This window comes from Solwaraspora sp. WMMD791 (genome assembly GCF_029581195.1).
Taxonomy (GTDB): domain Bacteria; phylum Actinomycetota; class Actinomycetes; order Mycobacteriales; family Micromonosporaceae; genus Micromonospora_E.
The window spans coordinates 4,466,212-4,489,732 of record NZ_CP120737.1 but is presented as its reverse complement, the minus strand read 5'-3'; the positions used below and the strand labels follow the sequence as shown (position 1 = coordinate 4,489,732).

Below are 23,521 nucleotides of genomic sequence, written 5' to 3'. Positions count from 1 at the left end.
CTAGTTCGCGACATTTCCACCGCGTTAACGCTGTGTGGCGCCTTCTGTATGGTTCGTGGTCTTCAATGGTCAACTAAACATTGAAGTCCGATATTTACCGACGACGCTGTGTCATCAGCGCAGGCCCGGGCGTTTCGCCGGAGCCCGGCGGTCTCCCGGCCGGCGAGCCTCATCCCCGGCCCGGTAGCCGGCGGGCGGTGGCCGCCGAACGGACCGCGATCCGGGCGTCCCGGCGCGCCGACCGTACCGCCCGCCGCACCGACCGCCGGCCGTTGCGGACCGCGTGGCCGGTACGCCACCACAGTCCCGGGCGACCTCCAGTATCCGCCGCAGCCAGCAACAATCCGCCGAGAAGGCCGAGATTCTTCAGGAAGTGCACCTGATGGAGTTGCCGCTGGGCCGGATCGGTGGCCGACCAGAACGGATGCCCGGCGACCGTGGTCGGCACCAGGGAGGCGGCCAGCACGGCCGCCGCCGGACGGGTGACGTGGCCGGTGGCCAGCAACAGTCCACCGACGAGCTGGGTGGCGCCGTGCAGCCGTACCAGACTGCCGGTGTCGGCGGGCAGCCGCGGCGCGGCCCGGCGGATCGTCGGAGCGAGCCGGTCGGTGACCGGTCGGGCCCGCTCGACGTACGGGCCGGGGTCGGCGACCGCGCGGGCGCCGCTGACGATGAAGATGCTGCTGAGCAGGGCGCGGGCAAAGGTGCGTACGGGTCTCATGCCTCAGTCATACCCGGTTGGCCGGTCTGTCACCCGGCAAACGCCCGGCCGCTGTGATCCGGAGCGGGCCCTACCCGGTTCAGCCGGGCTGGGTACGCAGATAGCGACCGAAGTGCGGCACGGTGAAAGCCACCGTTCCGCGTTCCCCCGAATAGATCAGCCCTTTTTTGATCAAGGCGTCCCGGGCCGGTGACAGGCTCGCCGGTTTGCGGCCCAGCGCACGGGCGATCTCGGCGGTCGACACCGCCGCGTCCGGATCGGCGGCGTCGTCATCCGACGACGGCCCGCCCGCTGACGACGGCGTCGCGCTGGTCGGGTCGGCGGTGCCGGCCAGCGACGCCATGGCCCGCATGTACTCGCGCTCGGCGGGGGTGGCGCGCTCGAAGCGGGAACCGAAGAAGCCGACGGCCAGCTCCGCCTCGGCGTCCGGCGCGGCCATCCGTACGTCGGCGGCGGTGATCGGCGAGCGCGGCGCGTGGTCCCAGGTCGCCTTGCCGTACGCCTGCACGAAGTACGGGTAGCCGCCGGACTTGTCGTACAGCAGGTCCAGGGCCTTGGGTTCGTATTCGACCTGCTCGCGCTGCGCGGGTGCGGTCAGCGCCTGGTCGGCGGCGACCCGGTCCAGCCGGTCGATCCGCTGGTAACGGAACAGCCGTTCGGAGTAGGACTTGGCGGCGGACAGCACCGCCGGCAGGTGCGGCAGCCCAGCGCCGACCACGATCAGCGGGCCGCCGAGCTGGGACAACTCGTGGCAGGCGGCGCAGAGCGCCGACACGTCGTCGGTGCCGACGTCCTGCATCTCGTCGATGAACAGTGCGATCCCGGTGCCGACGTCGGTGGCGACGGCGGCGGCGTCGGTGAACAGCTCCACCAGGTCGATCTCGATGTCGCCGGAGTCGGCCCGGCCGACGGCCGCCGGCACGTCGATGCCCGGCTGCCAGCGGTCGCGCAGCCGGTTCGCCCCGCCGCGTCCGCTGGCGGCCGGCGGGTTCGCCCGTAGGGCGAACGCCTTGAGTACGCCGAGGAAGTCGTCGATCCGCTCGGGTGCCCGGTGCCGGGGGGCGAGTTCGCGGACCGCCATGTGCAGGGCGGCGGCGACCGGGCGACGCAGCGACTGGTCCGGCCGGGCCTCGATCTTGCCGGTGCCCCAGAGCCGGTTGATGGCCTGGGACCGCAGGGTGTTGAGCAGGACGGTCTTGCCGACGCCCCGCAGCCCGGTGAGCATCAGGCTGCGTTCGGGCCGGCCCCGGGCGACGCGCTCCAGCACGATGTCGAAGACGTCGACCTCGCGGCCACGGCCGGCGAGTTCGGGTGGGCGCTGGCCGGCACCGGGGGCGTACGGGTTGCGGATCGGGTCCACTCTCGCACCGTATCGGGTCGTCTAGCGTGATCGCTAGAACCAGGTAGAAGTGTCGAGAGGTGCCGGCCCGGAAAGCCTAGGGCTCTCTAGCATTCGCGCTAGAGAGCCCTAGGAACTGCTACGGACGCTCGCTCAGAGCTCCTTCATGCAGAGCACGTAATCGAGGATCGTCTGGTCGCTGTCGAACACGTAGGTGGTGTCGGTCTCCTCGTGGCCGAAGACCGGGTCGTCGCAGCGTGCGGTGTCGGTCGTCAGCGGGATCCGGGCGAGCACCTCGTACGAGCCCGGCTCGCAGGCGACCTTGCGCAGCTCGGCGTCGTCGTCGGTACCGTCGTTGACCACGCAGTCGCCGACCACGATCAGGCCGCTGTCACCGGTCGACGGCGGAGCCGACGACGCGGGGTCGTCGTCCAGCGTCGGCTCCACGTCGACCGACGGCACGGGAGTCGGGTCACTGGCGGTCGAGCCGCCATCCTCGGCCAGCGCCCCGATCGCCACGATTGCTCCGCAGCCGCAGAGCATCAGCAGCACCACCGCACCGACCACCAACCCGATGATCAGGCCGGTCCGGGACTTCTTCGGCGGCTGACCGCCCGGCATCCCCGGCGGAGGCGGACCCCAGCCAGGCGGGGGTGGTGGCGGCGGGAAACCGCCCGATCCCGGCGGCGGCGGGTACGCCCCACCACCCGATCCCGGCTGCGGGTACGCCCCACCACCTGAGGTCGGCGGCGGGTAGCCGGCCGGCTGTCCCGGATCCGGGTAGCCACCGCCGGGCGGGTAGGACGGGTAGGGGGTCGTCGGATCGGGGTAGCCGCCTCCGGACACCGGCTGGGCACCGGGCGGTGGGTAGCCGGCACCCGGCGGGTAGGCCGGACCCTGCGGCGGATATCCGGAGTGACCCGGTGTGCCGGCCGGGTCGTCGGGCTGTCCCGCACCGGGGTAGCCCGGCGGACCATAGCTGGACATGATCTCCCTAGCGTTGTCGCTGCGGTGGGTGGAGTGGTCGGGCAGCGTGGCGCGGACCAACCGTGCCAACGGAGACGGTAACCAACGGTTGCCAGTTCCCGGTCAGTGCGGTGCGTCTCACCGTTGCTTCAGGCAGAGCACGAAGTCCAGGGCGTCCAACTGGCTGTTGAAGAAATACCAGTTGGTGTAGCCGGTCACGTCGGCGCACTTGGTCTTGGCGTCCTCCTCGCCGTCGGTGACGCCGTCGAAGCGGGCGAGCACTTCGTATGCGCCTTCGTCGCAGTCGGTGATGGTCAGTACCGGAGTCTCCTCCTCCGCCACCGCCTCGTTGCGGACGCACTGGCCGACGGTGACGAATCGGGCGTCATTCGACGACGTGGGCGTCGGCGTCGCGGTCGCCTGGTCCGGATCAGGCGTCGCGGTCGGCTCCGCCGGCGGCTCGACCGACGCGTCGACCTGCGGCCCGGCGGTCGGCACCGCCAACTCGTCCTGATTGCCCTCGGTCGAGTCCGGCCGGGTCATCAGATAGATTCCGGCCGCGCCGCCACCGCAGAGCAGCAGCGTGACACCGAGCAGTACGGCCAGCAGACCGCCGCTCAACCCGCCACCGCTGCGCCCCGACCGCCCCGGTGCGGCAGTGGGCTCCCAGGCCGGCGGCGCACCTGCCGGCGGCTGCTGCCCGGCGGCCGGGCCCGACGGGGACTGCTGCCAGGTCTGCTCCGCCGCACCCGCCCAGCCGGTGCCCGTCGGAGTGTGCCAGTTCTGGTCAGCAGAGGACGGCTGCTGGCCGTACCCCTGCCAGTCGGAACCCGTCGGCGGCGGCTGACCCGCGCCGCCCTGCCAGGCCTGCTCCGTGCCGCCCTGCCACGGTTGTTGCTGGCCCGCGCCGCCCGGCCAGGCCTGCTCGGTCCCGCGGTCCTGCCATGGCTGCTCCGCCCGACCGGCCGGCGTCTCCCCCCAGGGTTCGTTGCCACCCCACGGGTCGGACGGCTCCCGGTACGGCTCCGACGGCTGCCGGTCGGCCCACCGGTCCGGCTGCTGGTCCGGGTACGGCCCGCCCGGCGGTCCGTAGTGCGACATGTCCTGTCCTCCTGCGCGGCGGCGTTCGACGCTGGCCACCCACTGACTCCGGCGGCGATGACGTCACCGTAGCGTGAGCCTCCGATGAGCTCACCTCCCCGAAGTACGCCAACTCCCGGCGAGCCGCCCGATTCGCGGGGACTTGCCGGGCCGGTGGTGCGCGCGACCACTGCCGTGTCGGCAACCCGACCAGCGCTGATCTGGTCGGCCCTGATGATCGTCTACGTCGTCTGGGGCTCGACCTACCTGGCTATCCGGGTGGTGGTGGAGACGATGCCACCGATGGCGGCGGCGGGGGCCCGGTTCGGCCTTGCGGCGCTGCTGCTCGCGGCGATCCTGCGGGTCAGCCGAGGTCGCGGCGCGCTGCGGGTCACCGCCCGCCAACTCGCCGGCGCGGCACCGGTGGGCGTACTGCTGCTCACCGGCGGGAACGGGCTGGTGATGCTGGCCGAGTCCGGACCGCCCGGGGTCGCCGTACCGTCCGGGGTCGCCGCGCTGCTCATCGCGACGGTGCCGTTGCTGGTCGTGGTGTACCGGCTGGCGGTGCGGGACCGTCCCCGGCCGACCACCGTCGCCGGCGTACTCGTCGGGCTGGGTGGACTGGTCGTGCTGATCGCCCCGACCGGCGGCGCGGCGGCCGCGCCGCTGACCGGATCGCTGGTCGTGGTGGCTGCCGCCACCGCCTGGTCGGCCGGTTCGTTCATCGCCGGCCGGATCAGCATGCCGACCGACGCCTTCGTCACCACCGTCTACCAGATGGCCGCCGGCGCGGCCGCGCTGGTGGCGTTCGGTGTGCTGCGGGGCGAACTGCGCGGCGTCGACCTGACCCAGGTCTCGGCGAGATCCTGGTGGGCACTGACGTACCTGCTGGTGGCCGGCTCGCTGATCGCGTTCACCGCGTACGTGTGGCTGTTGCAGCACGCGCCGATCTCGCTGGTCGCCACCTACGCGTACGTCAACCCGGTGGTCGCGGTCGCGCTCGGCGCGCTGCTGGCCGCCGAACCGGTGACCCCGCGCATCCTGCTCGGTGGCCTGGTGATCGTCGTCGGAGTGGCGCTGGTGGTGACCACCGAACGCCCGCGCGCGTCGCCGAGACCCCGTACCCGTCGCAGGTGACGGCGTACCGGTGGCGGTCACAGCAGGCGTAGCTGGCGATCCTTCGGGCGGCGCGGACCTTCCGCCCCGAGCCGGTCGAACAGGCCGGCGTCGATCGCGTCCAGGAACGGTGTCGGCCGCATCTCCCGCTCCTGGCCGTGCCGGACCCGCCGACCAGCGTGGGAGACGTACAGCCGGTCCTGTGCCCGGGTCAGCCCGACGAAGAACAGCCGCCGCTCCTCCGCGACCTCGTCCTCGCTGGGTGGCTTACCGGCGAACCGCAACGGCAGCAGGCCGTCTTCGCAGCCGACCAGGAAGACCACCGGGAACTCCAGGCCCTTCGCCGCGTGCAGGGTCAGCAGGGTCACCGCCTCGGCCCGAGGGTCCAGCGCGTCCACCTCGGCACCGGTCTCCACCTGCGCCAGCAGCAGCGACAGGTCCTCGCCGCAGCGGTGCGCCAACGGGGTCAGCAGATCCACCGCCGCCCAGACGTCCGCCGGCACCAGTTGCGGCCCGCTCGGCGCGTCCAGGGTCGGCGCGGTCAACCGGTCGGCCAGCACCTGACCGGCGGCGCGGACCCGGGTGGTGAGATCGGCGTCCGGCCCGCTGACACCGACGTGGCGCAGCTCCCGGGCGATCGCCAGCACCCCCGGCCGGTCCCGCAGCCGGTTGTGCGACCGCTTCTGCACCGGTACGCCGGCCCGGGTCAGCGCCTCCACGATCGGTCCGGACTGGGCGTCGGTGCGGTACAGCACGGCGATGTCGGAGAACGACACCGTCGACGACTGCCCGTCGATGCGCCCCGAGTCCAGCGACCGGTGCGACACCCCGCCGACCAGCTCGTCGACCGTCCGTACGACGAACGCCGCCTCGTCGGCGGCCGTGGCGGCCGGGTAGAGCCCGATCAGCGGCGCCTGCGGATCCAGTCGGGCCGGCTCCAGCCGGCGGCCGCGCACCAGCGAACTGGGCGCGATGGCCTGCACGGCGGCGGCCAGGATCGGCGCCGCCGACCGGTAGTTGCGGGCCAGCCGGACCAGCCGGGCGTCGACGAAGTCCTCCGAGAACCGCAGGAAGTAGCGCACGTCAGCGCCCCGGAACGAGTAGATCGCCTGGTCCGGGTCGCCGATCGCGCAGAGGTTGCCGTCGGCCGGGCTGAGCAGCCGCAGCAGGTCGTACTGGTCGGCGTCGACGTCCTGGTACTCGTCGACGAAGATCCACCGCCAGCGGTCCCGGTAGCGCTGCACCAGCGCCGGATCGTCGCGCAGCAGCCGCAACGGCAGGGTGACCAGCTCGTCCAGGTCGACCAAACCGGCCGCGCGCAGCAGCTTGGCGTACGTGGCGTCGTCCTCGCCGGCTTCGGCGCGGGCCTGGTCGCGCTCGGCGTCGTCGGCGATGCGGAACGTCGCCGGCAGCCCGGCGGCTTTCGGGTTCTCCCGCAGGATGGTCAGCCCGAGGGAGTGGAAGGTGGCCACGGTCACGTCCTCGGCGACCGGGCCGAGCAGCCCGTCGAGCCGGTGCCGCAGCTCCTCGGCTGCCCGCCGGGTGAAGGTGATCGCCAGGCAGTGCTCGGGGAAGACGTTCAGTTCGGCGCAGAGGTACGCGATCCGGTGGGTCAACGTCCGGGTCTTGCCGGTGCCCGGCCCGGCCACGATCAGCAGCGGCCCGCCCGGCGCGGACGCGGCGACCCGTTGCATCGCGTCGAGCCGGTCCAGCAGCCCGGTGCCGACCTCCTCCATCCCGGCCAGCATCGGCTCGAACGGCTCGTGCGGCGACGGCGTCGGCGGCGGCGGGATCGGCGGCGGTGCCGGCTCCGCGCCCGCCCGGCCGCTGCGGGCCGCCCGGGCGGCACCGGCACGGCTGGCGCGCCGGGTACCGGTCGGGGGCGCTGCGCCGGCGGCAGCCGACTCGCTGGGCGGTCGCTGCGCCGGCACCGGTACGTCGAACAGCGCCTCCGGCTGACCGGCACCGCCACCGGTCGCCAACTCGCCCGGTGCGAACAGGGTGATCACGCCGTACTCGCCGTCGTAGCCCGGCACCCGGTGGACCTCGCCGCGGCGCAGCCGACCGATCGCCTCGGCGAGCAGTTCCCCGCCGACCCGCCGGATGTCGTCCACCGGCACCGTGGTCAGGATGTCCAGCTCCGGGCCGAGCGCGGCGACCAGGTTGACCACCTGGCCCTCGACGGTCTTGGACCGGGCACCGACCCGGTGGATCTCGCCGACGATCTCCGGCAGCGCCACCAGGTGGGTGACCTGCTTCGCGTGCGCCGGCCGGTGCCCGTCCGGCCGGTCGGCGAGATCCTCGACCCGGCTCAGTACGCCGACGGTCAGCGGCTTGCCGCACTGCGGGCAGCGGCCGGCGGCCTGCCGGGTCTGCTCCGGCGACCAGTTGACCCCACAGTTGCGGTGCCCGTCGGCGTGGTACTTGCCCTCCTCCGGGAAGAACTCGATCGTGCCGACCAGCCCGTCTCCGGTGCGCAGCGCCTCCCGTACGGCGTAGTAGTCGAGCGCGCTGTCCAGCACGGTCGCCTCCCGGGCCAGCGCGGGCGGCGAATGGGCATCGGAGTTCGACACCAGCTGATATTTGTCCAGATGGGACACCCGCCAGTTCATCGCCGGGTCCGACGACAGGCCGGTCTCCACCGCGAAGATGTGCCCGGCCAGGTCGGCGTAGCAGTCGGCGATCGCGTCGAAGCCGGACTTGGAGCCCAGCGCGGAGAACCACGGTGTCCAGATGTGCGCCGGCACCAGGTAGCCGTCCTCGCTCGCCTCCAGGGTGATCTCCAGCAGGTCGCGGGAGTCCAGCCCGAGGATCGGCCGGCCGTCGGAGCCGAGGTTGCCGATGCGGCCCAACGCGGTGTTGAACCGGGCCACCGCCTCCAGATCCGGCAGGTAGATCAGATGGTGCACCTTGCGGGTGCGGTCGTCCCGCTTGTAGATCGTCGAGATCTCGACGCTGAGCATGTAGCGCACCGGGTTCGCCTCGGCCTCGCTGGCCAGCCGGGGCGGCAGCCGGCGGGCGACATCGCGCTCCGCGTCCGGGCTGAGCCGGTACAGCCCCGGCTCGGCCGGGCGCAGCGACTCACGCAGATGCTCGAACCACGCCGGGTGGGTGAAGTCGCCGGTGCCGAGCAGGCTGACGCCCTTGCGTCGGGCCCACCAGGCCAGGTTCGACATGTTCAGGTCGCGGCTGCAGGCGCGGGAGTACCGGGAGTGGATGTGCAGGTCGGCGACGAAGGACCCGGGACCCGTGGCGGAGCCGGGGGAGGGCACGGCGCGGTACGGGGGCACGCCGCATCCTGTCACGAACGCCGGCCGGGCGCAGGGTCGCCACGCGCGCGAACGCACGAGACGTGACTCTCACTCGCTGCGCAGCTGCACCAGGGAGACCTGCGGCGGGGCACCGACGCGCACCGGCGGGCCCCAGAATCCGGCACCGTTGGTCACGTAGACCTGGGTGCCGTCGACCGTCGCCAGGCCGGAGACGACCGGCTGGACCAGCCGTACGGCCAGGTTGAACGGGACGATCTGACCGCCGTGGGTGTGCCCGGACAGCTGCAGGTCGACGCCGTACCGGGCGGCCTCGTGGGCCTGCACCGGCTGGTGGGCGAGCAGCACCACCGGCCGGTCGCGGTCCCGGTCACCGAGCGCCCGGTCGTAGTCCGGGCCGGCCAGCGGACCGTCCGGCGGACCGACCTGCGCACCATCGGCCGGACTCGCCGTCGCACCGGTCGGGTCGTTGACCCCGGCCAGGTCGAGCACCCCGCCCGGGGTGACGATCTCCCGGCGTTCGTTGACCAGCACCTGCAGGCCGAGCCGCTGCACCTCGGTGACCCACTCCTGCGCGCCGGAGTAGTACTCGTGGTTGCCGGTGACGAAGAAGCTGCCGTACCGGGCCCGCAGACCGGCCAGCGGGGCGGCGGTCGGGCCGAGTTCGGCGACCGTACCGTCGACCAGGTCGCCGACGACCGCGACCAGGTCGGCGTCCAGACTGTTGATCAGCTCCACGATCCGGGCGGTGTGCCCGACCCCGGTCAGCGGTCCGATGTGGATGTCCGACACGGTGGCGATCCGCAGCCCGTCCATGGCCCGGGGCAGCCGGGCGATCGGGATCTGCACGCGGTCCAGCTGGGGCGGTCCGAGGGCGGTCCGTACGCCGTAGCCGGTGACGCCGGCGGCGGTCAACCCGGCGAAGATCGCCGCGCCCCGGGCGATCAGCAGCCGCCGTCCCGGGTCCGGCACGATGTCGGTAGCGGGTCGACCGCCGGGCAGCGCGGTCGGCGGCGGTGGGCCCGCCGCGGCCGCAGGGGCGGTCACCGGCACCGAGTCCAGCGTGCCGACCTGCCGGCCGCGCGCCCGCCCGACGAGCCGGACCACCAGCAGCGGCAGCTCCAGCGCCAGCAGGACGACCAGCAGGTAGAACATCACCGCCAGCCACACGTAACCGGGCCAGGCCAGCCAGGACATTCCGGCGGACCGGGTGCTGACCATCGTCGTCGGCACCAGGACCGCCAACCCGAGGGCCAGCAGGCTGCCGGCCCGCCGCCACCGCCCCGGCCGGGTGGTGTCACGCACCAGACGTCGCCACAGGTAGAGGTGGATCAGGCCGGTGATCAGCGTCAGGGTGCCGACGAACCCGAGTACGGCGAGCACAGCGTCGGCCTCTCCTCAGCCGCCGGCAAATGGTGGCAGTACGTCGACCGTGGCACCGGCCGGCAACGGTGCGTGACGATCATGCCAGACGGTGCCGTCGACCAGGAAACTCGCCACCGCCAGCACCCGGCCCAGCCCGTCGCCGTGCCGCCTGGTCAACTCGGTGACGAAGCCGTCGCGGTCCAGCCCGGCCGGTACGGCGTCGCTGGTCCGGCCGGCCGCCGCCCGTGCCCCGGCGAAGTAACGCACCGTCACCGATTCCATGCTCAGCCGCCGATCGCCGACATCGGCCGGGCCGGCTGCAGGAACGTCGGGTCGTCGATGCCGTGCCCGGCCCGCTTGCCGGCCATCGCCACCCGCCAGCGCCGGGCCAACTCGGCGTCGTCGGCCCCGGCCCGCAACGCGCCCCGAAGGTCGGACTCGTGCCGGGCGAAGAGGCAGTCCCGCACCTGGCCGTCGGCGGTCAGCCGGGTCCGGTCGCAGTCGCCGCAGAACGGCCGGGTCACCGTCCCGATGACGCCGACCCGGGCCGGCGTACCGGCCGGGGTGTCGAAACCGTCGACCAGCCACGTCTCGGCCGGCGCGCCACCGCGTTCGGCGGGATCCGGCAGCAGGGTGAACTCGGCCTGCAGCGCCGCGAGGGTCTCGGCGGCGGTGACCATCTGCGCCCGGTCCCAGGACTGCTGGGCGTCCAACGGCATCTGCTCGATGAAGCGCAGCTCGTAGCCGTGCCGCAGGGCGTACCGCAGCAGGGCCGGTGCCTCGTCGTCGTTGACGCCGCGCAGCAGCACGGCGTTGATCTTGACCGGGGTCAGCCCGGCCGCCGCCGCCCCGGCCAGTCCGGCGAGCACGTCGGGGAGCCGCCGCCGGTGTGCCAACCGGGCGAACCGCTCCGGGTCGAGCGTGTCCAACGACACATTCACCCGGTCCAGCCCGGCGGCGCGCAGCCCCGGCGCCAACCGGTCCAGCCCGATCCCGTTGGTGGTCAGCGAGAGCACCGGCCGGGGCCGCAGCGCCGCCACTGCCGCGACGATCCGGGACAGGCCGGGACGCAGCAGCGGCTCCCCGCCGGTGAACCGCACCTCGGTCACCCCGAGCCGGGTCACCGCCACTGCGACCAGCCGGATCACCTCGTCGTCGGTGAGAATCTCCGCGCTGGGCAGCCAGGGCAATCCCTCCGGCGGCATGCAGTAGGAGCAGCGCAGGTTGCACCGGTCGGTCAGGGACACCCGCAGGTCCGTGGCGACCCGTCCGTACCGGTCGGTGAGCCGGCCGTCGACGGGCCGTGCGCTCGGTTCCATGCGCCGACGGTAGCGCGCCGGTCCGACGTCCGTGTTTCGGCGGGATGCTCTGCCACGCAGCGCGGTCACGTTCGCGGTGCGGCGCAGGTTCGCCGCGCGGCGCAGGCTCGCGGTGCGGCGCAGGCTCGCGGTGCGGTCAGCCACGCAGCGCGGCGCGGGCCGCGTCGGCCACCGCCGAGCGGTACGCCGCCCCGAACAGCGCGGTGTGCACCAGCAGCAGCTGCAGTTGGTGCAACGGCACCCGGGCGGCCCAGCCGTCGGCCAGCGGCCACTGCTGCTGGTAGCCGTCCAGGATCCGGTCCAGGTGCGGGGCGCCACCGAAGAGGGCCAACTGCGCCAGGTCGGTCTCGCGATGACCGCCGTGCGCCGCCGGGTCGACCAGCCGGACCCGCCCGTCCGCCCCCCACAGCAGGTTGCCCGGCCACAGGTCACCGTGCACCCGGGCTGGCGGCTCGTCGCCGCCGTACTCGTCGATCCGGTCGATCAACTGCTCGACCAGGGCGACCTCGGCGGCGGTGAGCGCGCCGCCGTCGGCCGACATCCGCAGGTACGGTGCCAGCCGGCGCTGCGCGAACCACTCCGGCCACGGCTGGTCGGTCGTCGGGGTGTTGTCCTGCGGTAACGCGCCGATCACACCCGGCCAGTCGGCACCGAAGAACGCCGCACCGGCCCGGTGGGTGACGGCGAGTTCCCGGCCGAACCGTTCGGCGGCGGCGGCGTCCGGCTCGCCCGGCTCGACCCACTCCAGGGCCAGCAGCTCCGGCAGCGCCACGATCACCTCGGGCACCGGGGCACCGCCGGCCGCACCCAGCCAGCGCAGCCCGGCGGCCTCGGCGGCGAAGAAACCCTCGGGCACCGGCGCGGCGGCGGTCTCCGGCCAGGTCTTCGCGAACACCGAGTTGCCGTCGTCAAGGGTGAGCCGGCTCGCCGCGCAGATGCTGCCACCGGCCACCGGGGTCTCCCGGATGCGCTGATGCGTCAGGAAGGTCGGCAGGTGCTCCGGGTGGGCCCGCAGGTACGCCAGATCCATGCCGGCACCGTAACGCCGGGCCGCCGCCACACGCCGCACCGGGGCCGCCGCCACATGCTGCGGAAATCGCCCTACCTGCACCAATACGGAGCGTAGCTGTGGATAAGTCGGCGTGTCGTCGGTCGGCGGGCCGGTTGTCCACAGGGGGTCGGTGCGCTGCCGGCCCGGCCGGAACAGTTGTCCACATGACACCCATCGATCCCGCCAGCGCCGCACTGACCGTCCGCGAGCCCGCCGACCTGATCGCGGCCGTGCCATACCTGATCGGCTTCCATCCCACCGACAGCATGGTGGTGGTCGGGATGCGCGACGCCACCGTCGTCTTCGCCGCCCGTGCCGACCTGCCCGACGACACCGCCAGCGCCGAGCTGCGCGCCGCGGCCACCGCCCAGCTGACGACGATCGTCGACCGACAGCAGGTGGACGCCGCCGTGCTGCTCGGCTACGGCCCGCCCGAGGCCGTCGCACCCGCCCTGGCCGCCACCACGGCGGCCCTGCGCAACCAGGAGATCATGCTGCTCGACGCGCTGCGGGTCACCGACGACCGCTACTGGTCCGCCTTCTGCGACGACCCGACCTGCTGCCCACCGGAGGGCCACCCCATCGACACCCGGTTCAGCCCGCTCGCCGTGGCCGCCACCGTCGCCGGTCAGGTCGCCCTGCCCGACCGGGCCGCCCTGCGCCGCCAGGTCGAGCCGGTCACCGGGGCCGCCCGCTCGGCGATGCGGGCCGCCACCGAACGGGCCCGCGCCCGACGCCGCGCACTGCTCGACGAATCCCCGCCCGGTGACCTGCTCGGCGCCCGCACCCTGCGCCGGGCCGGCGAGAAGACCGTACGGCTGCTGCTGGACCGGCAGCGACGCGGCAGCGCCCCGACCGACGACGACGTCGCCTGGCTCAGCCTGGCTTTGACCGACCTGGAGATCCGCGACTACGCCTGGGAGCGGGTGACCGAGGAGCCCTGGCAGGTCACCTTCTGGCAGGACGTCGCCTGCCGCGCCGAGCCGGACCTGGCCGCCGGGCCGGCCAGTCTGCTCGCGTTCGCCGCCTGGCGGATCGGCAACGGTGCCCTCGCCCGGGTCGCCCTCGACCGGGCCCTCGACGTCGAGCCGCAGTACTCGATGGCCCGGCTGATGGACGACGTCCTGGTCCGGGGCATCCCGCCGGCGGCGCTCGGCCCGTGGCCCAAGCCGGACCGCAAGGGCCGTCCGGGCCGCTCCGGCACCCGCCCGCGCCGCCGACCCGACGGCGAGCAGCGCGACCGCGCCCGCCCCGCCGGTCGCCGCCGCCCGTGACGGAGCCAACCACCGAGCCTGCGCCGGTCGGTCACCCGCCCGGCCGCAGGTCAGGACGTGGGCTGGCCTGACCCGGCGCATCTGGCCCGGCTTCCCGGACTCTGATGCGCCGGCGCGGGCTGCCCGGGGGCGCTGGTCACCTGCTGGCCACAGACCGAGCATCTACCTCTTGGCGCCACGAACGGACTCCTTCCGGGATCTGGTAGTCCGGGTACGGGTCCTCGTTCGGCTCTCCTGCGATGCCGCCGGGTCCGGTGGTCGAGGTCGCCCGGAGGAAGACGGCGCTGCCGTCCCGGCAGGTGATCTTCACGCCGGACGGAGACATGTGCACGCCAGGAAAGGCGCACGGCTCCCACGACGTGAACTCCTCAGGGCGTGCGAAGTCCAGCAACTGCACGGCGAACGCCAAAGTGCGACGCGCCCGCTCACGCGGTGCCGGCATCCCGGCCGGTAACGCCGCCGATGCGGGCGCGGGCTTGCCGGCGGCCACCCACAGCATCCCGGTCGATCCGGTCGAGTAGTAGACCCGTACCCCGGCTGGCGAGTTGCCACCGGGCTCGGCGTCCTGCCCGTACCGCCGGACGTCGGTGATGTCCGGGTGCTTGCTGCTCTGGAACAGTGCTTCGAGCACGCCCAGGACTTCGGCGACCTGCATGGCCCGCGTCTCCGATCTTGGCTGTCTGCGCTGTTCAGCGCCGGCAAGTCTAGACGCGGCCGGGATCTTGTGGGGGCTGCCGCGCCCGTCGTGGCCGGCAGTCTGGTCAACCCAGGGGCTGCGCCAACCGGTCCGCGCCTGCGTAGACGTTCATCGTCGCGTCGCGGAGGAACCCGACCAGGGTCATCCCCGCCTCCTCGGCGAGGGCGACCGCCAGACTGCTCGGCGCGGAGATCGCGGCCAGCACCGGAATGCCGGCCATCCACGCCTTCTGGGTGAGCTCGAAACTGGCCCGGCCGGAGACCAGCAGCAGATGACCCCGCAGCGGCAGCAGCCCCTCCCGGGCGGCCCAGCCGACCACCTTGTCGACGGCGTTGTGCCGGCCGACGTCCTCGCGGACCACGCGTACCTGCCCGTCGGTGGTGAACAGACCGGCGGCGTGCAGCCCGCCGGTGCGGTCGAAGCCCTGCTGGGCGGCGCGCAGCCGGTCCGGCAGCGCTGCCAGCAGCCACGGATCCAGGTCGAACCGGTCGGCGGCGACGTCGAACCGGGACCGGGTGCGCACCGCGTCGATGCTCGCCTTGCCGCACACCCCGCACGAACTGGTCGTGTAGAAGTTGCGGGCCGGGTCCGTCTCCGGCGGCGGCACGTGCCCGGCGAGGGTCACATCGACGACGTTGTACGTGTTCGGCGTGTCGGTGCCGGCGCACAGTTGGGCGGTCACCACGTCGTCGGCCGCCCCGATCAGCCCTTCGGTGAGCAGGAAACCGATCGCCAGGTCGATGTCGTTGCCCGGCGTACGCATGGTGACCGCCAGCGGACGCCGCCGGGCCGGTCCGGCCGGCCCGACCCGGATCTCCAGCGGCTCCTCCCCGGCGACGGTGTCCATCCGGCGTACCTGCCGCGTCGATCCGTCCGTGCCGGCGGCGCCACTGTCGTTGCCGACCTCGATCCGCAGCACCGTGCGGCGTTCACTCGCCCTGCCCATGCCACCCATCCTGCCGCCGACCTAGGTCGACAGCCCACCGGTCCGACCCATCCCGGCCGGCGGGACACCGGTCAGGATGTGGCCGGCGGTACGGCCGGCGGTGCGATGAGGCATCCGTGGTGCATCTGTGCGGCAGGGGGCCTCGCTCGGTGCCTTCTCCCGTACGCTGGATCGCAATCCATGGATGCGCGGAGGTACCCGTGGCCGCCAGGTTGACGCCGAGTCTGGTGGCCGACGTCGCAGCCTGAGGAGAGTCAAGCCGATCATGAGTGACGAAGCGGGTCGTCTGTTCCGGGAAGCGTGGATCGCCGGAGTCCGCAGGCACTACCCGGGGAATCGAAGCCAGGGTTTGTCGCCCCGTGGGACACCATCCCGGAGTGGGAGCGGCAGGCGGCGGCCGTGTGCGGTCAGATCCGTGACTTCGTACGGGTCAGCTCGGGGGCGACCGCGAAGCTGAGTCGGGAGCAGACGGGCCGCTTCGACGACCCGAAGCCGTCGTACGTCGCCGACTGGGACGCGCTGCCTCGCTGGCAGCAGGAGACCGACGCCGACATCTTCGAGTACGTCGCGGCGAGTTGGCTGGCAGAACGCCGCCGGTAGCACCGGCGGTACTACCGGAAGGGTAAGCTTGGCGCATGACCGCGAAACGCTCGATCAGCGTTCCTGACGACGTCGCCCGGTGGCTCGACGGACAGCCCAACGTCAGCGCCGCCATCACCGCAGCCGTGCGCGCTCAGATGGCCGGCATCCAACTCGACGAGGTGCTTCGCCGCGCCGGCATCGAGGTCACCGACGCAGGCAAGACCCGGTGGCGCGACCGCCTTGCGGCACCGATCTCTGATGAAGCCCTCGCGGAGGGACAGCGCATGCTCGACGAGGCCGCGTGAGCGTCAAACAGGTCGCGGTGGTCCTGGACGCCACCGCGCTCGCCGCGTACGTCGACGGGCAAGTCGCCGTGGGCGAACTGATCGCCGAGGTCGCCGACGAAGGCCGCACGGTCGGCGTACCGGCAGCTTGTCTTGCCGCTGCCTACGCCGCAGCCAGCAGCGAGGTCAGCACCGCCCTGCTCACACTCCTGACCACCACGCCGACGGTCACCGTGCTACCACTCGGGGCTGAGCCCGGCAACGACGACATCCGCCAAGCCGGCGTTCTGGCACGTGCCGCAGGCGGCGACATCGCCCTTGGCCACGCAGCTCGAAGCGCCATCGCTCACCAGGCGCACCTGGCCACCACCGACCCCAAACCGGCCGCCGCCATCCTGCCCGGAGGCTGGAGCATTCTCGACCTCGGCCAACCGTAGGCCCGCCGCGACCGAGGTTGCTGCGCCAACAGGGTGTTGGTGGTGGCCGGGGTGCCGGAGCCAGTCGAACTGTGCTGGCCCAGTCGCGTTCAAGGACGGTCCAGTCGAATTCAAGGACAGACTAGTCGAATTCGAGGCAGAACGGGTGGCCGGCGGGGTCGGCGTACACCCGGAAGCCCGGCTCGACGTCGGAGAGCTTGGTGGCGCCGAGCGCGAGCACGGCCTGCTCCGCACGGTCGATGTCGTCGACCCGCACGTCCAGGTGGATCTGCTGCGGCCGGGCCGGGTCCGGCCAGCGGGGCGGCTGGTGGTCGGGGGCGTGCTGGAAGCTGATCCGTGGGCCGTCGCCGTCGGAGATGTCGATCCAACTTCCGTCGACCCGGGTGATCTCGTACCCGAGCAGCTCGCAGTAGAACCGGGCCAGCCGCTGCGGGTCCGGGCAGTCGAGCACGACCGCCGAGAGTCGTCCGATCATCCGGTCAAACTACCGCCGCGGTCGCGGCGGTGCAGCGTCAGCCGCGCGGCGGCCAGCAGGCCGCTGGCGGCGAACATCGCCGCGCTGACCAGCAGCCAGCGGCGCAGGTACGGCTCCTGGGTCAGGCCCGTGGCGCGGGTGAAGGCACCGTCGCCGAGCCGCAGGATGCCCGGCAGGTACACGAGGAACAGCAGCGCCGCGCCGAGCGTCGGGACCCGGACGTGGTTCACGATCGCCCGCCGTACGGCAGGTCGGAGCCGGCCGCCGATGCCGGCGACGGCGACCAGGACCCGGTCGGCCGCCGCCGCGAGCGGATAGAGGATCAGGTCGTGGGCGACGACCGCGGCCACGAACCAGACCGCCATCCGTACGGCCGTGGCCTCACCGGACAGGCGCGCGACGACCCACCCGGCGACGGTGAAACAGCCGACCAGCAGCGGTAGCTGCCAGAGCGGTGCGCCGTACCTGAATCGGGTCATCGGCGCGGTCCCTGGAACTCGATGGCGCGTACCCATTTCGTGCACCGCACCCCGGGCAGTGCGGGCACGATGATCCGGGCCGGGAAGCCGTGGTCCGGTGACAGATCGACCCCGTTGACCCGCAGGGCCAGCAGCGAGTCACCGTCGAGGACCTGGTTGCGCTGCAGGATGGCCTTGTTGAACAGTCCGCCGCGCTGGATCGAGCGGACCAGGGCCGACGTCGGCTCCGGCACCCCGGCGAGGGCGGCGAGGTCACGCAGCCGTACGCCGGTCCAGGTCTGCAGCGTCGACCAGCCCTCCACGCAGGCGATCGGCAGCCGGGCGGTGTGCAGCGGCATGGCGAGCAACTGGTCACGGTCCAGCCGTACCGTCCGGCCGGCGGCGTCGCGCAGCTCCAGCCGCCAGTCCGGGCCGGTGTCGGCGTGCCGGATGCCGGCGGCGGCCGCCGTCCGGTTGACCGGGAAGCCGTTCGGACCATCGTCGGGCTGTTGGCCCCGGGGCAGCAGGAACGCGAGTCGCCGCCACGGGCCGTCGAGGCTCTGCCCGACCGTCGTCACGGCCAGCAGCAGCGACCCGCCGCCGGTCAGGGCGAGCAGCCCGCGCCGGCTGATGGTCGCCGGACCGGAGCGCGGTGCGACCAACTCGTCGGGCTCGGCGCGGTCGGGTCGGGACCGCAGTACGGCGATCATCCGGGGCAGCTTGAGCGCGACGTGGACGACGAACGCGGCGGTGAACACCCAGGCCCCGAAGTAGTGGGCGGTGTAGAAGTCGAAACCGAACAGGTACGCGTACTGCACGTTGAGCACGCCGGTGACGGTCTGGAACAGGATGCCGCCGACGAGCAGGAGCAGGGAAATGCGTTCCAGCGCGTGTGCCGCCGAGCGGACCGGCGGCCAGGCGAACAGCTTCGGAATCACCGACCAGAGTTTGACCAGGATCACCGGGACCAGTGCGATGCCGAGAGCCACGTGCAGGCCCTGACTGACCCGGAACAGCCAGGACGGCCGGGTCGGCCAGTCGAAGGGCGGCAGCCGCAGCCAGCCCACGTCGGCCGGCATCGCCTGCGGCCCGTAGGCGACGTGGTCGAGCAGCCCGGTGACGATGACCAGCGGCAGACCGACCAGCAGGACGGCGCCGAGGACCGAGGTCAGCCAGGCCCCGCGCAGCGGGCTGCGCCACCGGACGAGCACGGTGGCGCCGGTGGCCTCCGTGGAGCCGGCGGCACCGGCGGCCGGCGGCGGCGGTGGCGGCGCTGGTGCGGGTTCGTCGACAGGCACGATTGTCTCCTCGGGACGGTCTCGGTACCGACCGGGTGCCAGCAGGCTAATCGTCGCGACCGGCCGGAACGGCCGCTCCGGCGCTTACGGATTCCTTACGCGGAAACACTGGCGGTGCTCGCCGGCCGCGACCGGCCGTACGGTGACCGGATGCGGATACTGCTCACCGGCGCGGCCGGGTTCATCGGTTCGCACATCGCCGACCTGTTGGTCGACGACGGGCACGAGGTGCTGGCGTTGGACGCGCTGCTGCCGCAGGCCCACGGTGGCGAACCTCCCGAGTGGACCAGTCGGCACGACCTGGTCCGTGGCGACGTCCGCGACGGCGGGCTGCTCGACCGGCTGTTGCCCGGCGTGGACGCGGTCTGCCACCAGGCGGCGATGGTGGGCCACGGCCTCGACCCGTCGGACGCCCCCGGATACGCGGGCCACAACGACTACGGCACCGCGGTCCTGCTCGCCGCGATGCACCGGGCCCGGGTGACGCGGCTGGTGCTGGCCAGCTCGATGGTGGTGTACGGCGAGGGCCGGTACACCTGCGGCCGGCACGGCGTCGTACGGCCGCAGTCGCGCCGCCCGGCGGACCTGGCTGTCGGCCGGTACGACCCGGGCTGCCCCCGCTGCGGCGACGCGTTGTCGTGGACGACGGTCCCGGAGGACGCGCCGCTGGAGCCGCGCAGCACGTACGCGGCGACGAAGCTCGCCCAGGAACATCTGGCTGCGGCGTGGGCCCGCCAGACCGGCGGCGGCTGCTGGGCACTGCGCTACCACAACGTGTACGGCCCTCGGATGCCGCGCGACACCCCGTACGCCGGGGTGGCCTCGATCTTCCGGTCGGCGCTGGCCGACGGCCGGCCGCCGCAGGTGTTGGAGGACGGTCGGCAGCAACGCGACTTCGTCCACGTCGCCGACGTCGCTCGGATCAACGTCCGGGCGTTGGTCGCCGAGCCGCCGGTGGGCGACCTGGTGCCGTTGAACGTCTGCTCCGGCGAGCCCCGGACCGTCGGCGAGCTCGCCGGGACGTTGGCCACGGCGATGGGCGGACCTGCGCCGGTGATCGTCGGCGGTGCCCGGGCGGCCGACGTACGGCACGTGGTGGCCGATCCCCGCCGCGCCACCGAACTGCTCGGCTTCACCGCGAGCGTCCGGTTCGCCGACGGGGTGGCCGCGTTCGCCACCGATCCGCTGCGGGCACCGGCGGTCGGCGTCGGCTGACCCGCCGACGACCGAGGCGTGGGGCGCGGTACAGATCAGGAGAAGGTGAGCAGCAGGTGGTTGACCGCCAGCGCGGTCACCGCCTGCCCGGCCAGCCACCACCGGTGGGTGCGCGCCGGCAGGTGGGCGGTGGCGATCAGCAGCCAGACGACGAACGGCAGCCAGATCCGTTCGACCTCGGCCTTGCTCAACCCGGACAGGTCGGCCGCGACGATCGCCAGCGCGGCGGTGAGCGGCAGCAGGATCGTGGGCCGGGTCACGGCGTACCGCCATCCGCGCGCCACCGTGCCGTCGCCGGCCGGGCCGCGCCAGGCGTGGCGGGCCGCGACGATCGTGCGGCGCAGCGCCGGGCCGGCGACCAGCCCGGCGGAGAGCAGCATCGCGGCCAGGTTCGCCCAGACCCAGTAGGCGTACGGACGTTCGGCGGCCCACCCCTGGTAGTAGCGCACCACGACCAGCTGGTAGCCGTCCCACCACCAGAAACCGGCGACGGTGAAGGTGGCGACCACGGCGGCGACCCCGGCTGCGGCGGTGAGCAGCGCCGGCAGGAACCGGCCGGACCGCAGCACCAGTACCGCGACGGCGAGCAGTCCGATCAGGACGAACCCGTACGACAGGTAGAGCGCGAAGCCGAGCAGGACGCCACCGGCGAGCGGTGCGACCGGATGCCGGGCGGCGAGCAGCGCCAGCCCGGCGGCGACGACACCGGTGAAGACGCCGTCGCCGGAGGCGCCGATCCAGACCGCTCCGGGCAGCAGCACCAGGAACGGCAGGACGGTACGGGCGGCGTCGGCCGCACCGAGCCAACGCAGCGCCGCCGGGATCGAGACCACCATGGTCGCGCCGATCAGGATGCAGGCCAGGCCGGCCGCGGCACCGCCGCCGAGGCCGATGCGGTCCAGCCAGACGAAGACCAGCAGCGCGCCGGGGGGATGACCGGCGGTGTGCGTCGACCACGATTCCGGCTGGAAGTCGACGATCCGTCCGCTGAAGCCGGCCAGCATCGCGGGGATGTCGGTGATCCGGTGCACCTCGTGCAGGTACTCCGCCTGGTTGGTGAGCCGCTTGGCGACCCCGACGGACCAGCCGTCGACCAGCGCCAGGGCCAGGGTCCAGGCGACGGCGGCGAGGTAGCCGACGCCGAGCAACGGACCCCAGCGGGCGGTCCGCGCCCACCGTACGCCCCAGACCACCACGACCACCGCGATGGCCACCGCGACCGGCGTACCCCAGCCGACGTGTGGCCGCCAGAAGGCGTAGATCGGGGCGGTCTCGGCGTAGAGGCCGACGCCGCGCCGGTTGAGGACCACCCCGACCACGACGGCGGTGGCGATCAGGGCCAGTTCGACACCGAGCACGATCAGGTCGGCGCGGGCGGGCCGCCGCACGGCGGTCGGCGAGGGAGTGGACATCATGATTCGCGCACCGTACGGCCTGCGGTGGGCCCGTCGATGGGTGGCGACGCGGCCGTAAGGGAGCCGTAAGAACCGACCGTCGCGTAAGGATTCCGTAAGCACCTACGGGCCACCGGACGGTGGTGGCACGCCCTAGCGTCGGCGGTATGCCGACACCGATCGACGTGGTGCTGCCCTGCCTCGACGAGGCCGCCGCCCTGCCCGGCGTACTCACCGCCCTGCCGCCCGGCTACCGGGCGATCGTCGTCGACAACGGGTCCCGGGACGGCTCGCCGCAGGTGGCGGCAGCGCACGGGGCCCGGGTCGTGCACGAGCCCCGCCGTGGATACGGAGCGGCCGTCCACACCGGCCTGTTGGCCGCCACCACCGAGCTGGTGTGCGTCCTGGACGCGGACGGCTCGTTCGACCCTCGGCAACTTCCGGCGCTGGTCGAGCCGGTGGCGGCCGGCCGGGCGGAGTTGGCCGTCGGCCGCCGCCGGCCGGTCTCGGTGTCGGCCTGGCCCTGGCATGCCCGCGTCGGCACCGCGCTGGTCGCGGCGCTGCTGCGGCACCGGGGTGTACCGCTGCGGGATCTGAGCCCGATCCGGGTGGCCCGCCGGCAGGCGCTACTGGACCTCGGGGTGACCGACCGGGCGTTCGGCTACCCGCTGGAGCTGCTGGTCCGGGCGGCGGGTGCCGGCTGGCGGATCGTCGAGCTGGACGTCCGGTACGCGCCACGGGCGGCGGGCACCCGGTCGAAGGTCTCCGGATCCGTGCGGGGCACGTACCGCGCGACCCGGGACTTCGTCGGCGTGCTGCGTACGGTGGGCAACGCCCGGTGACCGTCCTGCTGGTGATGGCGAAGTCGCCGGTCGCCGGGCTGGTGAAGACCCGGCTCTGCCCACCGGCGACGCCGGCCGATGCGGCCCGGATCGCGGCGGCGGCGCTGCTGGACACGATGGCGGCGGTACGGGACACCGCCGGGGTCGAGCCGGTGCTGGCCCTGGCCGGTCGGCTCGCCGACGCCGACGTCTCCGCCGCTACGGCCGCCGAGCTGGCGGCGGCGACCGGCGGCTGGCGGGTGCTGGCGCAGCGGGGTGCCGGGCTCGCCGACCGGTTGGCGAACGCACACGCCGACGTGGCGGCCGCCTACCCGGAGCGGCAGGTGCTGCAGATCGGGATGGACACGCCACAGCTGACGCCCGCGCGGTTGGCGTCGGCCGTCGATCTGTTGACCGACGCCGGTGCGGTGCTCGGCCCGGCCGCCGACGGAGGCTGGTGGGCGCTGGGCCTGCGGGATCCGCGCGACGCGGACGTGCTCCGGACCGTACCCATGTCCACCCCGGACACCGGGCACCGCACCTGGCTTGCTCTGCGGGGTCGCGGGCTGGCCCCGGCCCGCCTGCCGGCGCTGCGGGACGTGGACGAGTGGCCCGACGCGGTGGCCGTGGCGCGGCGCGTGCCGGACAGCCGGTTCGCCCGCCAGGTCGCGGCGGTGTGGCGGGCCCGGCCGGCGATGGCTGCCGAGGCCGATCGGTGACCATCGGCGTCCGGCAGCGGGCTGCCGACAGCGGCTTCGTCGCTCCGCTCGGGGCCGTCGTGCCCGGCGGGCACTGGCTGGTGCAGGGTGACGGGACGCGGCGGCGACTGCCGGTACGGCGGTGGCACGGTGCGGCCGAGCCGGCGGTCGAGGCGGTGGTGGCCCGCTGCGGTGGCCCGACGCTCGATCTCGGCTGCGGGCCGGGTCGGGTCACCGCCGCTCTGGCCCGGGCCGGAGTGACCGCACTCGGGGTCGACGTCTCGGCGCAGGCGGTCGCCTCGACCCGGTCCCGTGGCGTGGTCGCGATCCACCAGGACCTGTTCGCCCGGCTGCCCGGTGAGGGCCGGTGGGCGCATGCCGTCCTGCTCGACGGCAACATCGGCATCGGCGGCGACCCGGTCGCGTTGTTGCGCCGTTGCCGCACGCTGATCCACTCGCGGGGGACCGTGCTGGTCGAGCTGGAGCCGCCCGGCGTGGGGCTGTGGCGTGGGCACGCGTACGTGGCCACTGTGGCCCGACGTGGCCGACCCCGACCGGGGCCGGTCTTCCAGTGGGCGCGCCTGGACGTCGCGGCGGTACGGGACACCGCCGCCGGCAGCGGCCTGACCGTGGGCGACCTGTTCCGCGTCGATGGACGCTGGTTCGGCGAGCTGCGGCCCTAGGTATTACCGGGTGCTTACGTGCCGCCGGATCAC

The 23,521-nt window shown here is 73.4% G+C and carries 24 protein-coding genes; 9 read left to right on the top strand and 15 right to left on the bottom strand.

All coding sequences use genetic code 11. From position 1 onward, the window contains the following. Positions 1-169: 169 nt before the first annotated feature. The 4 genes from O7623_RS19840 to O7623_RS19825 all read right to left on the bottom strand — a co-directional run bounded on the left by O7623_RS19840 (position 170) and on the right by O7623_RS19825 (position 4,127). On the bottom strand, positions 170-721 hold the full coding sequence (locus tag O7623_RS19840) for a DoxX family membrane protein (RefSeq protein WP_282224520.1): 552 nt from the start codon (positions 719-721) through the stop codon (positions 170-172). 79 nt (positions 722-800) lie between these two features. Then, the gene (locus O7623_RS19835; RefSeq protein WP_282224519.1) at positions 801-2,081 is read right to left on the bottom strand and encodes an ATP-binding protein; all 1,281 of its coding nucleotides are present in this window, start codon (positions 2,079-2,081) and stop codon (positions 801-803) included. Between the two features lie 132 nt (positions 2,082-2,213). After that, on the bottom strand, positions 2,214-3,116 hold the full coding sequence (locus tag O7623_RS19830; RefSeq protein ID WP_282224518.1) for a hypothetical protein: 903 nt from the start codon (positions 3,114-3,116) through the stop codon (positions 2,214-2,216). A 48-nt stretch (positions 3,117-3,164) separates the two neighbouring features. Then, on the bottom strand, positions 3,165-4,127 hold the full coding sequence (locus tag O7623_RS19825) for a hypothetical protein (protein WP_282224517.1): 963 nt from the start codon (positions 4,125-4,127) through the stop codon (positions 3,165-3,167). A 213-nt stretch (positions 4,128-4,340) separates the two neighbouring features. Between O7623_RS19825 and O7623_RS19820 the strand changes: the two genes are divergently transcribed. After that, positions 4,341-5,243, top strand: coding sequence for an EamA family transporter (locus O7623_RS19820; RefSeq protein ID WP_282224516.1), 903 nt, complete (start codon positions 4,341-4,343; stop codon positions 5,241-5,243). A 17-nt stretch (positions 5,244-5,260) separates the two neighbouring features. On the opposite strand, the gene O7623_RS19815 is transcribed toward O7623_RS19820, so the two are convergent. The 5 genes from O7623_RS19815 to O7623_RS19795 all read right to left on the bottom strand — a co-directional run bounded on the left by O7623_RS19815 (position 5,261) and on the right by O7623_RS19795 (position 12,205). After that, a complete protein-coding gene (locus tag O7623_RS19815; RefSeq protein ID WP_282224515.1) occupies positions 5,261-8,512 on the bottom strand; it encodes a UvrD-helicase domain-containing protein in 3,252 nt (1,083 codons plus the stop codon). 69 nt (positions 8,513-8,581) lie between these two features. After that, entirely contained in the window at positions 8,582-9,874 is a 1,293-nt protein-coding gene (locus O7623_RS19810) for a metallophosphoesterase (RefSeq protein WP_282224514.1), read from the bottom strand. Positions 9,875-9,889: 15 nt separating this feature from the next. Continuing rightward, a complete protein-coding gene (locus O7623_RS19805; protein ID WP_282224513.1) occupies positions 9,890-10,138 on the bottom strand; it encodes a MoaD/ThiS family protein in 249 nt (82 codons plus the stop codon). Positions 10,139-10,140: 2 nt separating this feature from the next. Next, a complete protein-coding gene (gene moaA / locus O7623_RS19800; RefSeq protein WP_282224512.1) occupies positions 10,141-11,175 on the bottom strand; it encodes a GTP 3',8-cyclase MoaA in 1,035 nt (344 codons plus the stop codon). 136 nt (positions 11,176-11,311) lie between these two features. After that, positions 11,312-12,205, bottom strand: a complete 894-nt coding sequence (locus O7623_RS19795; RefSeq protein WP_282224511.1) for a fructosamine kinase family protein — start codon at positions 12,203-12,205, stop codon at positions 11,312-11,314. Positions 12,206-12,390: 185 nt separating this feature from the next. Here O7623_RS19795 and O7623_RS19790 point away from each other — a divergent pair, with 185 nt between their 5' ends. Then, positions 12,391-13,500, top strand: a complete 1,110-nt coding sequence (locus tag O7623_RS19790) for a DUF4192 domain-containing protein (protein WP_282224510.1) — start codon at positions 12,391-12,393, stop codon at positions 13,498-13,500. Between the two features lie 136 nt (positions 13,501-13,636). Here O7623_RS19790 and O7623_RS19785 read toward each other — a convergent pair whose 3' ends face one another. Both O7623_RS19785 and fdhD read right to left on the bottom strand, forming a co-directional pair. Beyond that, entirely contained in the window at positions 13,637-14,155 is a 519-nt protein-coding gene (locus O7623_RS19785) for a hypothetical protein (protein WP_282224509.1), read from the bottom strand. A 106-nt stretch (positions 14,156-14,261) separates the two neighbouring features. Next, positions 14,262-15,143, bottom strand: a complete 882-nt coding sequence (gene fdhD, locus O7623_RS19780) for a formate dehydrogenase accessory sulfurtransferase FdhD (RefSeq protein WP_282224508.1) — start codon at positions 15,141-15,143, stop codon at positions 14,262-14,264. 399 nt (positions 15,144-15,542) lie between these two features. Here fdhD and O7623_RS19775 point away from each other — a divergent pair, with 399 nt between their 5' ends. From O7623_RS19775 to O7623_RS19765, 3 genes are read left to right on the top strand one after another with little or no spacing between them, the layout of a single operon-like run. Beyond that, entirely contained in the window at positions 15,543-15,743 is a 201-nt protein-coding gene (locus O7623_RS19775) for a hypothetical protein (protein ID WP_282224507.1), read from the top strand. Between the two features lie 35 nt (positions 15,744-15,778). Then, entirely contained in the window at positions 15,779-16,030 is a 252-nt protein-coding gene (locus tag O7623_RS19770) for a hypothetical protein (protein ID WP_282224506.1), read from the top strand. Next, positions 16,027-16,446, top strand: a complete 420-nt coding sequence (locus O7623_RS19765; protein WP_282224505.1) for a hypothetical protein — start codon at positions 16,027-16,029, stop codon at positions 16,444-16,446. The genes O7623_RS19770 and O7623_RS19765 overlap by 4 nt, the downstream gene beginning before the upstream one ends. Positions 16,447-16,567: 121 nt before the next feature. Here the strand turns inward: O7623_RS19765 and O7623_RS19760 are convergent, their stop codons facing one another. The 3 genes from O7623_RS19760 to O7623_RS19750 are packed head-to-tail and all read right to left on the bottom strand — an operon-like array spanning position 16,568 to position 18,677. After that, a complete protein-coding gene (locus O7623_RS19760; RefSeq protein WP_282224504.1) occupies positions 16,568-16,921 on the bottom strand; it encodes a VOC family protein in 354 nt (117 codons plus the stop codon). After that, positions 16,918-17,400 (bottom strand): hypothetical protein, encoded by a 483-nt coding sequence (locus tag O7623_RS19755; RefSeq protein ID WP_282224503.1) that lies wholly within the window; start codon positions 17,398-17,400, stop codon positions 16,918-16,920. Before O7623_RS19755 ends, O7623_RS19760 begins: the two co-directional genes overlap by 4 nt. Next, positions 17,397-18,677 carry a molybdopterin-dependent oxidoreductase gene (locus O7623_RS19750; protein ID WP_282224502.1) on the bottom strand — a complete coding sequence of 427 codons (1,281 nt, stop codon included), beginning with the start codon at positions 18,675-18,677 and terminating at the stop codon, positions 17,397-17,399. Before O7623_RS19750 ends, O7623_RS19755 begins: the two co-directional genes overlap by 4 nt. Positions 18,678-18,827: 150 nt before the next feature. Here O7623_RS19750 and O7623_RS19745 point away from each other — a divergent pair, with 150 nt between their 5' ends. Continuing rightward, positions 18,828-19,892, top strand: coding sequence for an NAD-dependent epimerase/dehydratase family protein (locus tag O7623_RS19745; protein WP_282224501.1), 1,065 nt, complete (start codon positions 18,828-18,830; stop codon positions 19,890-19,892). Between the two features lie 35 nt (positions 19,893-19,927). On the opposite strand, the gene O7623_RS19740 is transcribed toward O7623_RS19745, so the two are convergent. Then, positions 19,928-21,307, bottom strand: coding sequence for a hypothetical protein (locus O7623_RS19740; protein ID WP_282224500.1), 1,380 nt, complete (start codon positions 21,305-21,307; stop codon positions 19,928-19,930). 146 nt (positions 21,308-21,453) lie between these two features. Between O7623_RS19740 and O7623_RS19735 the strand changes: the two genes are divergently transcribed. Genes O7623_RS19735 through O7623_RS19725 form a run of 3 tightly spaced genes read left to right on the top strand, consistent with a single transcriptional unit; the run spans position 21,454 to position 23,488 of the window. After that, positions 21,454-22,128 carry a glycosyltransferase family 2 protein gene (locus O7623_RS19735; protein ID WP_282224499.1) on the top strand — a complete coding sequence of 225 codons (675 nt, stop codon included), beginning with the start codon at positions 21,454-21,456 and terminating at the stop codon, positions 22,126-22,128. Continuing rightward, positions 22,125-22,826 (top strand): DUF2064 domain-containing protein, encoded by a 702-nt coding sequence (locus tag O7623_RS19730; protein WP_282224498.1) that lies wholly within the window; start codon positions 22,125-22,127, stop codon positions 22,824-22,826. The genes O7623_RS19735 and O7623_RS19730 overlap by 4 nt, the downstream gene beginning before the upstream one ends. 59 nt (positions 22,827-22,885) lie before the next feature. After that, positions 22,886-23,488 carry a class I SAM-dependent methyltransferase gene (locus tag O7623_RS19725; protein ID WP_348775166.1) on the top strand — a complete coding sequence of 201 codons (603 nt, stop codon included), beginning with the start codon at positions 22,886-22,888 and terminating at the stop codon, positions 23,486-23,488. Positions 23,489-23,521 lie beyond the last annotated feature (33 nt).

Coding starts and splice junctions, on each gene's coding strand:
- O7623_RS19840 (WP_282224520.1), bottom strand. CDS start 721: ATGAGACCCGTACGCACCTTTGCCCGCGCCCTGCTCAGCAGCATCTTC.
- O7623_RS19825 (WP_282224517.1), bottom strand. CDS start 4,127: ATGTCGCACTACGGACCGCCGGGCGGGCCGTACCCGGACCAGCAGCCG.
- O7623_RS19820 (WP_282224516.1), top strand. CDS start 4,341: ATGATCGTCTACGTCGTCTGGGGCTCGACCTACCTGGCTATCCGGGTG.
- O7623_RS19805 (WP_282224513.1), bottom strand. CDS start 10,138: ATGGAATCGGTGACGGTGCGTTACTTCGCCGGGGCACGGGCGGCGGCC.
- moaA (WP_282224512.1), bottom strand. CDS start 11,175: ATGGAACCGAGCGCACGGCCCGTCGACGGCCGGCTCACCGACCGGTAC.
- O7623_RS19795 (WP_282224511.1), bottom strand. CDS start 12,205: ATGGATCTGGCGTACCTGCGGGCCCACCCGGAGCACCTGCCGACCTTC.
- O7623_RS19790 (WP_282224510.1), top strand. CDS start 12,391: ATGACACCCATCGATCCCGCCAGCGCCGCACTGACCGTCCGCGAGCCC.
- O7623_RS19785 (WP_282224509.1), bottom strand. CDS start 14,155: ATGCAGGTCGCCGAAGTCCTGGGCGTGCTCGAAGCACTGTTCCAGAGC.
- fdhD (WP_282224508.1), bottom strand. CDS start 15,143: ATGGGCAGGGCGAGTGAACGCCGCACGGTGCTGCGGATCGAGGTCGGC.
- O7623_RS19770 (WP_282224506.1), top strand. CDS start 15,779: ATGACCGCGAAACGCTCGATCAGCGTTCCTGACGACGTCGCCCGGTGG.
- O7623_RS19760 (WP_282224504.1), bottom strand. CDS start 16,921: ATGATCGGACGACTCTCGGCGGTCGTGCTCGACTGCCCGGACCCGCAG.
- O7623_RS19755 (WP_282224503.1), bottom strand. CDS start 17,400: ATGACCCGATTCAGGTACGGCGCACCGCTCTGGCAGCTACCGCTGCTG.
- O7623_RS19745 (WP_282224501.1), top strand. CDS start 18,828: ATGCGGATACTGCTCACCGGCGCGGCCGGGTTCATCGGTTCGCACATC.
- O7623_RS19740 (WP_282224500.1), bottom strand. CDS start 21,307: ATGATGTCCACTCCCTCGCCGACCGCCGTGCGGCGGCCCGCCCGCGCC.
- O7623_RS19735 (WP_282224499.1), top strand. CDS start 21,454: ATGCCGACACCGATCGACGTGGTGCTGCCCTGCCTCGACGAGGCCGCC.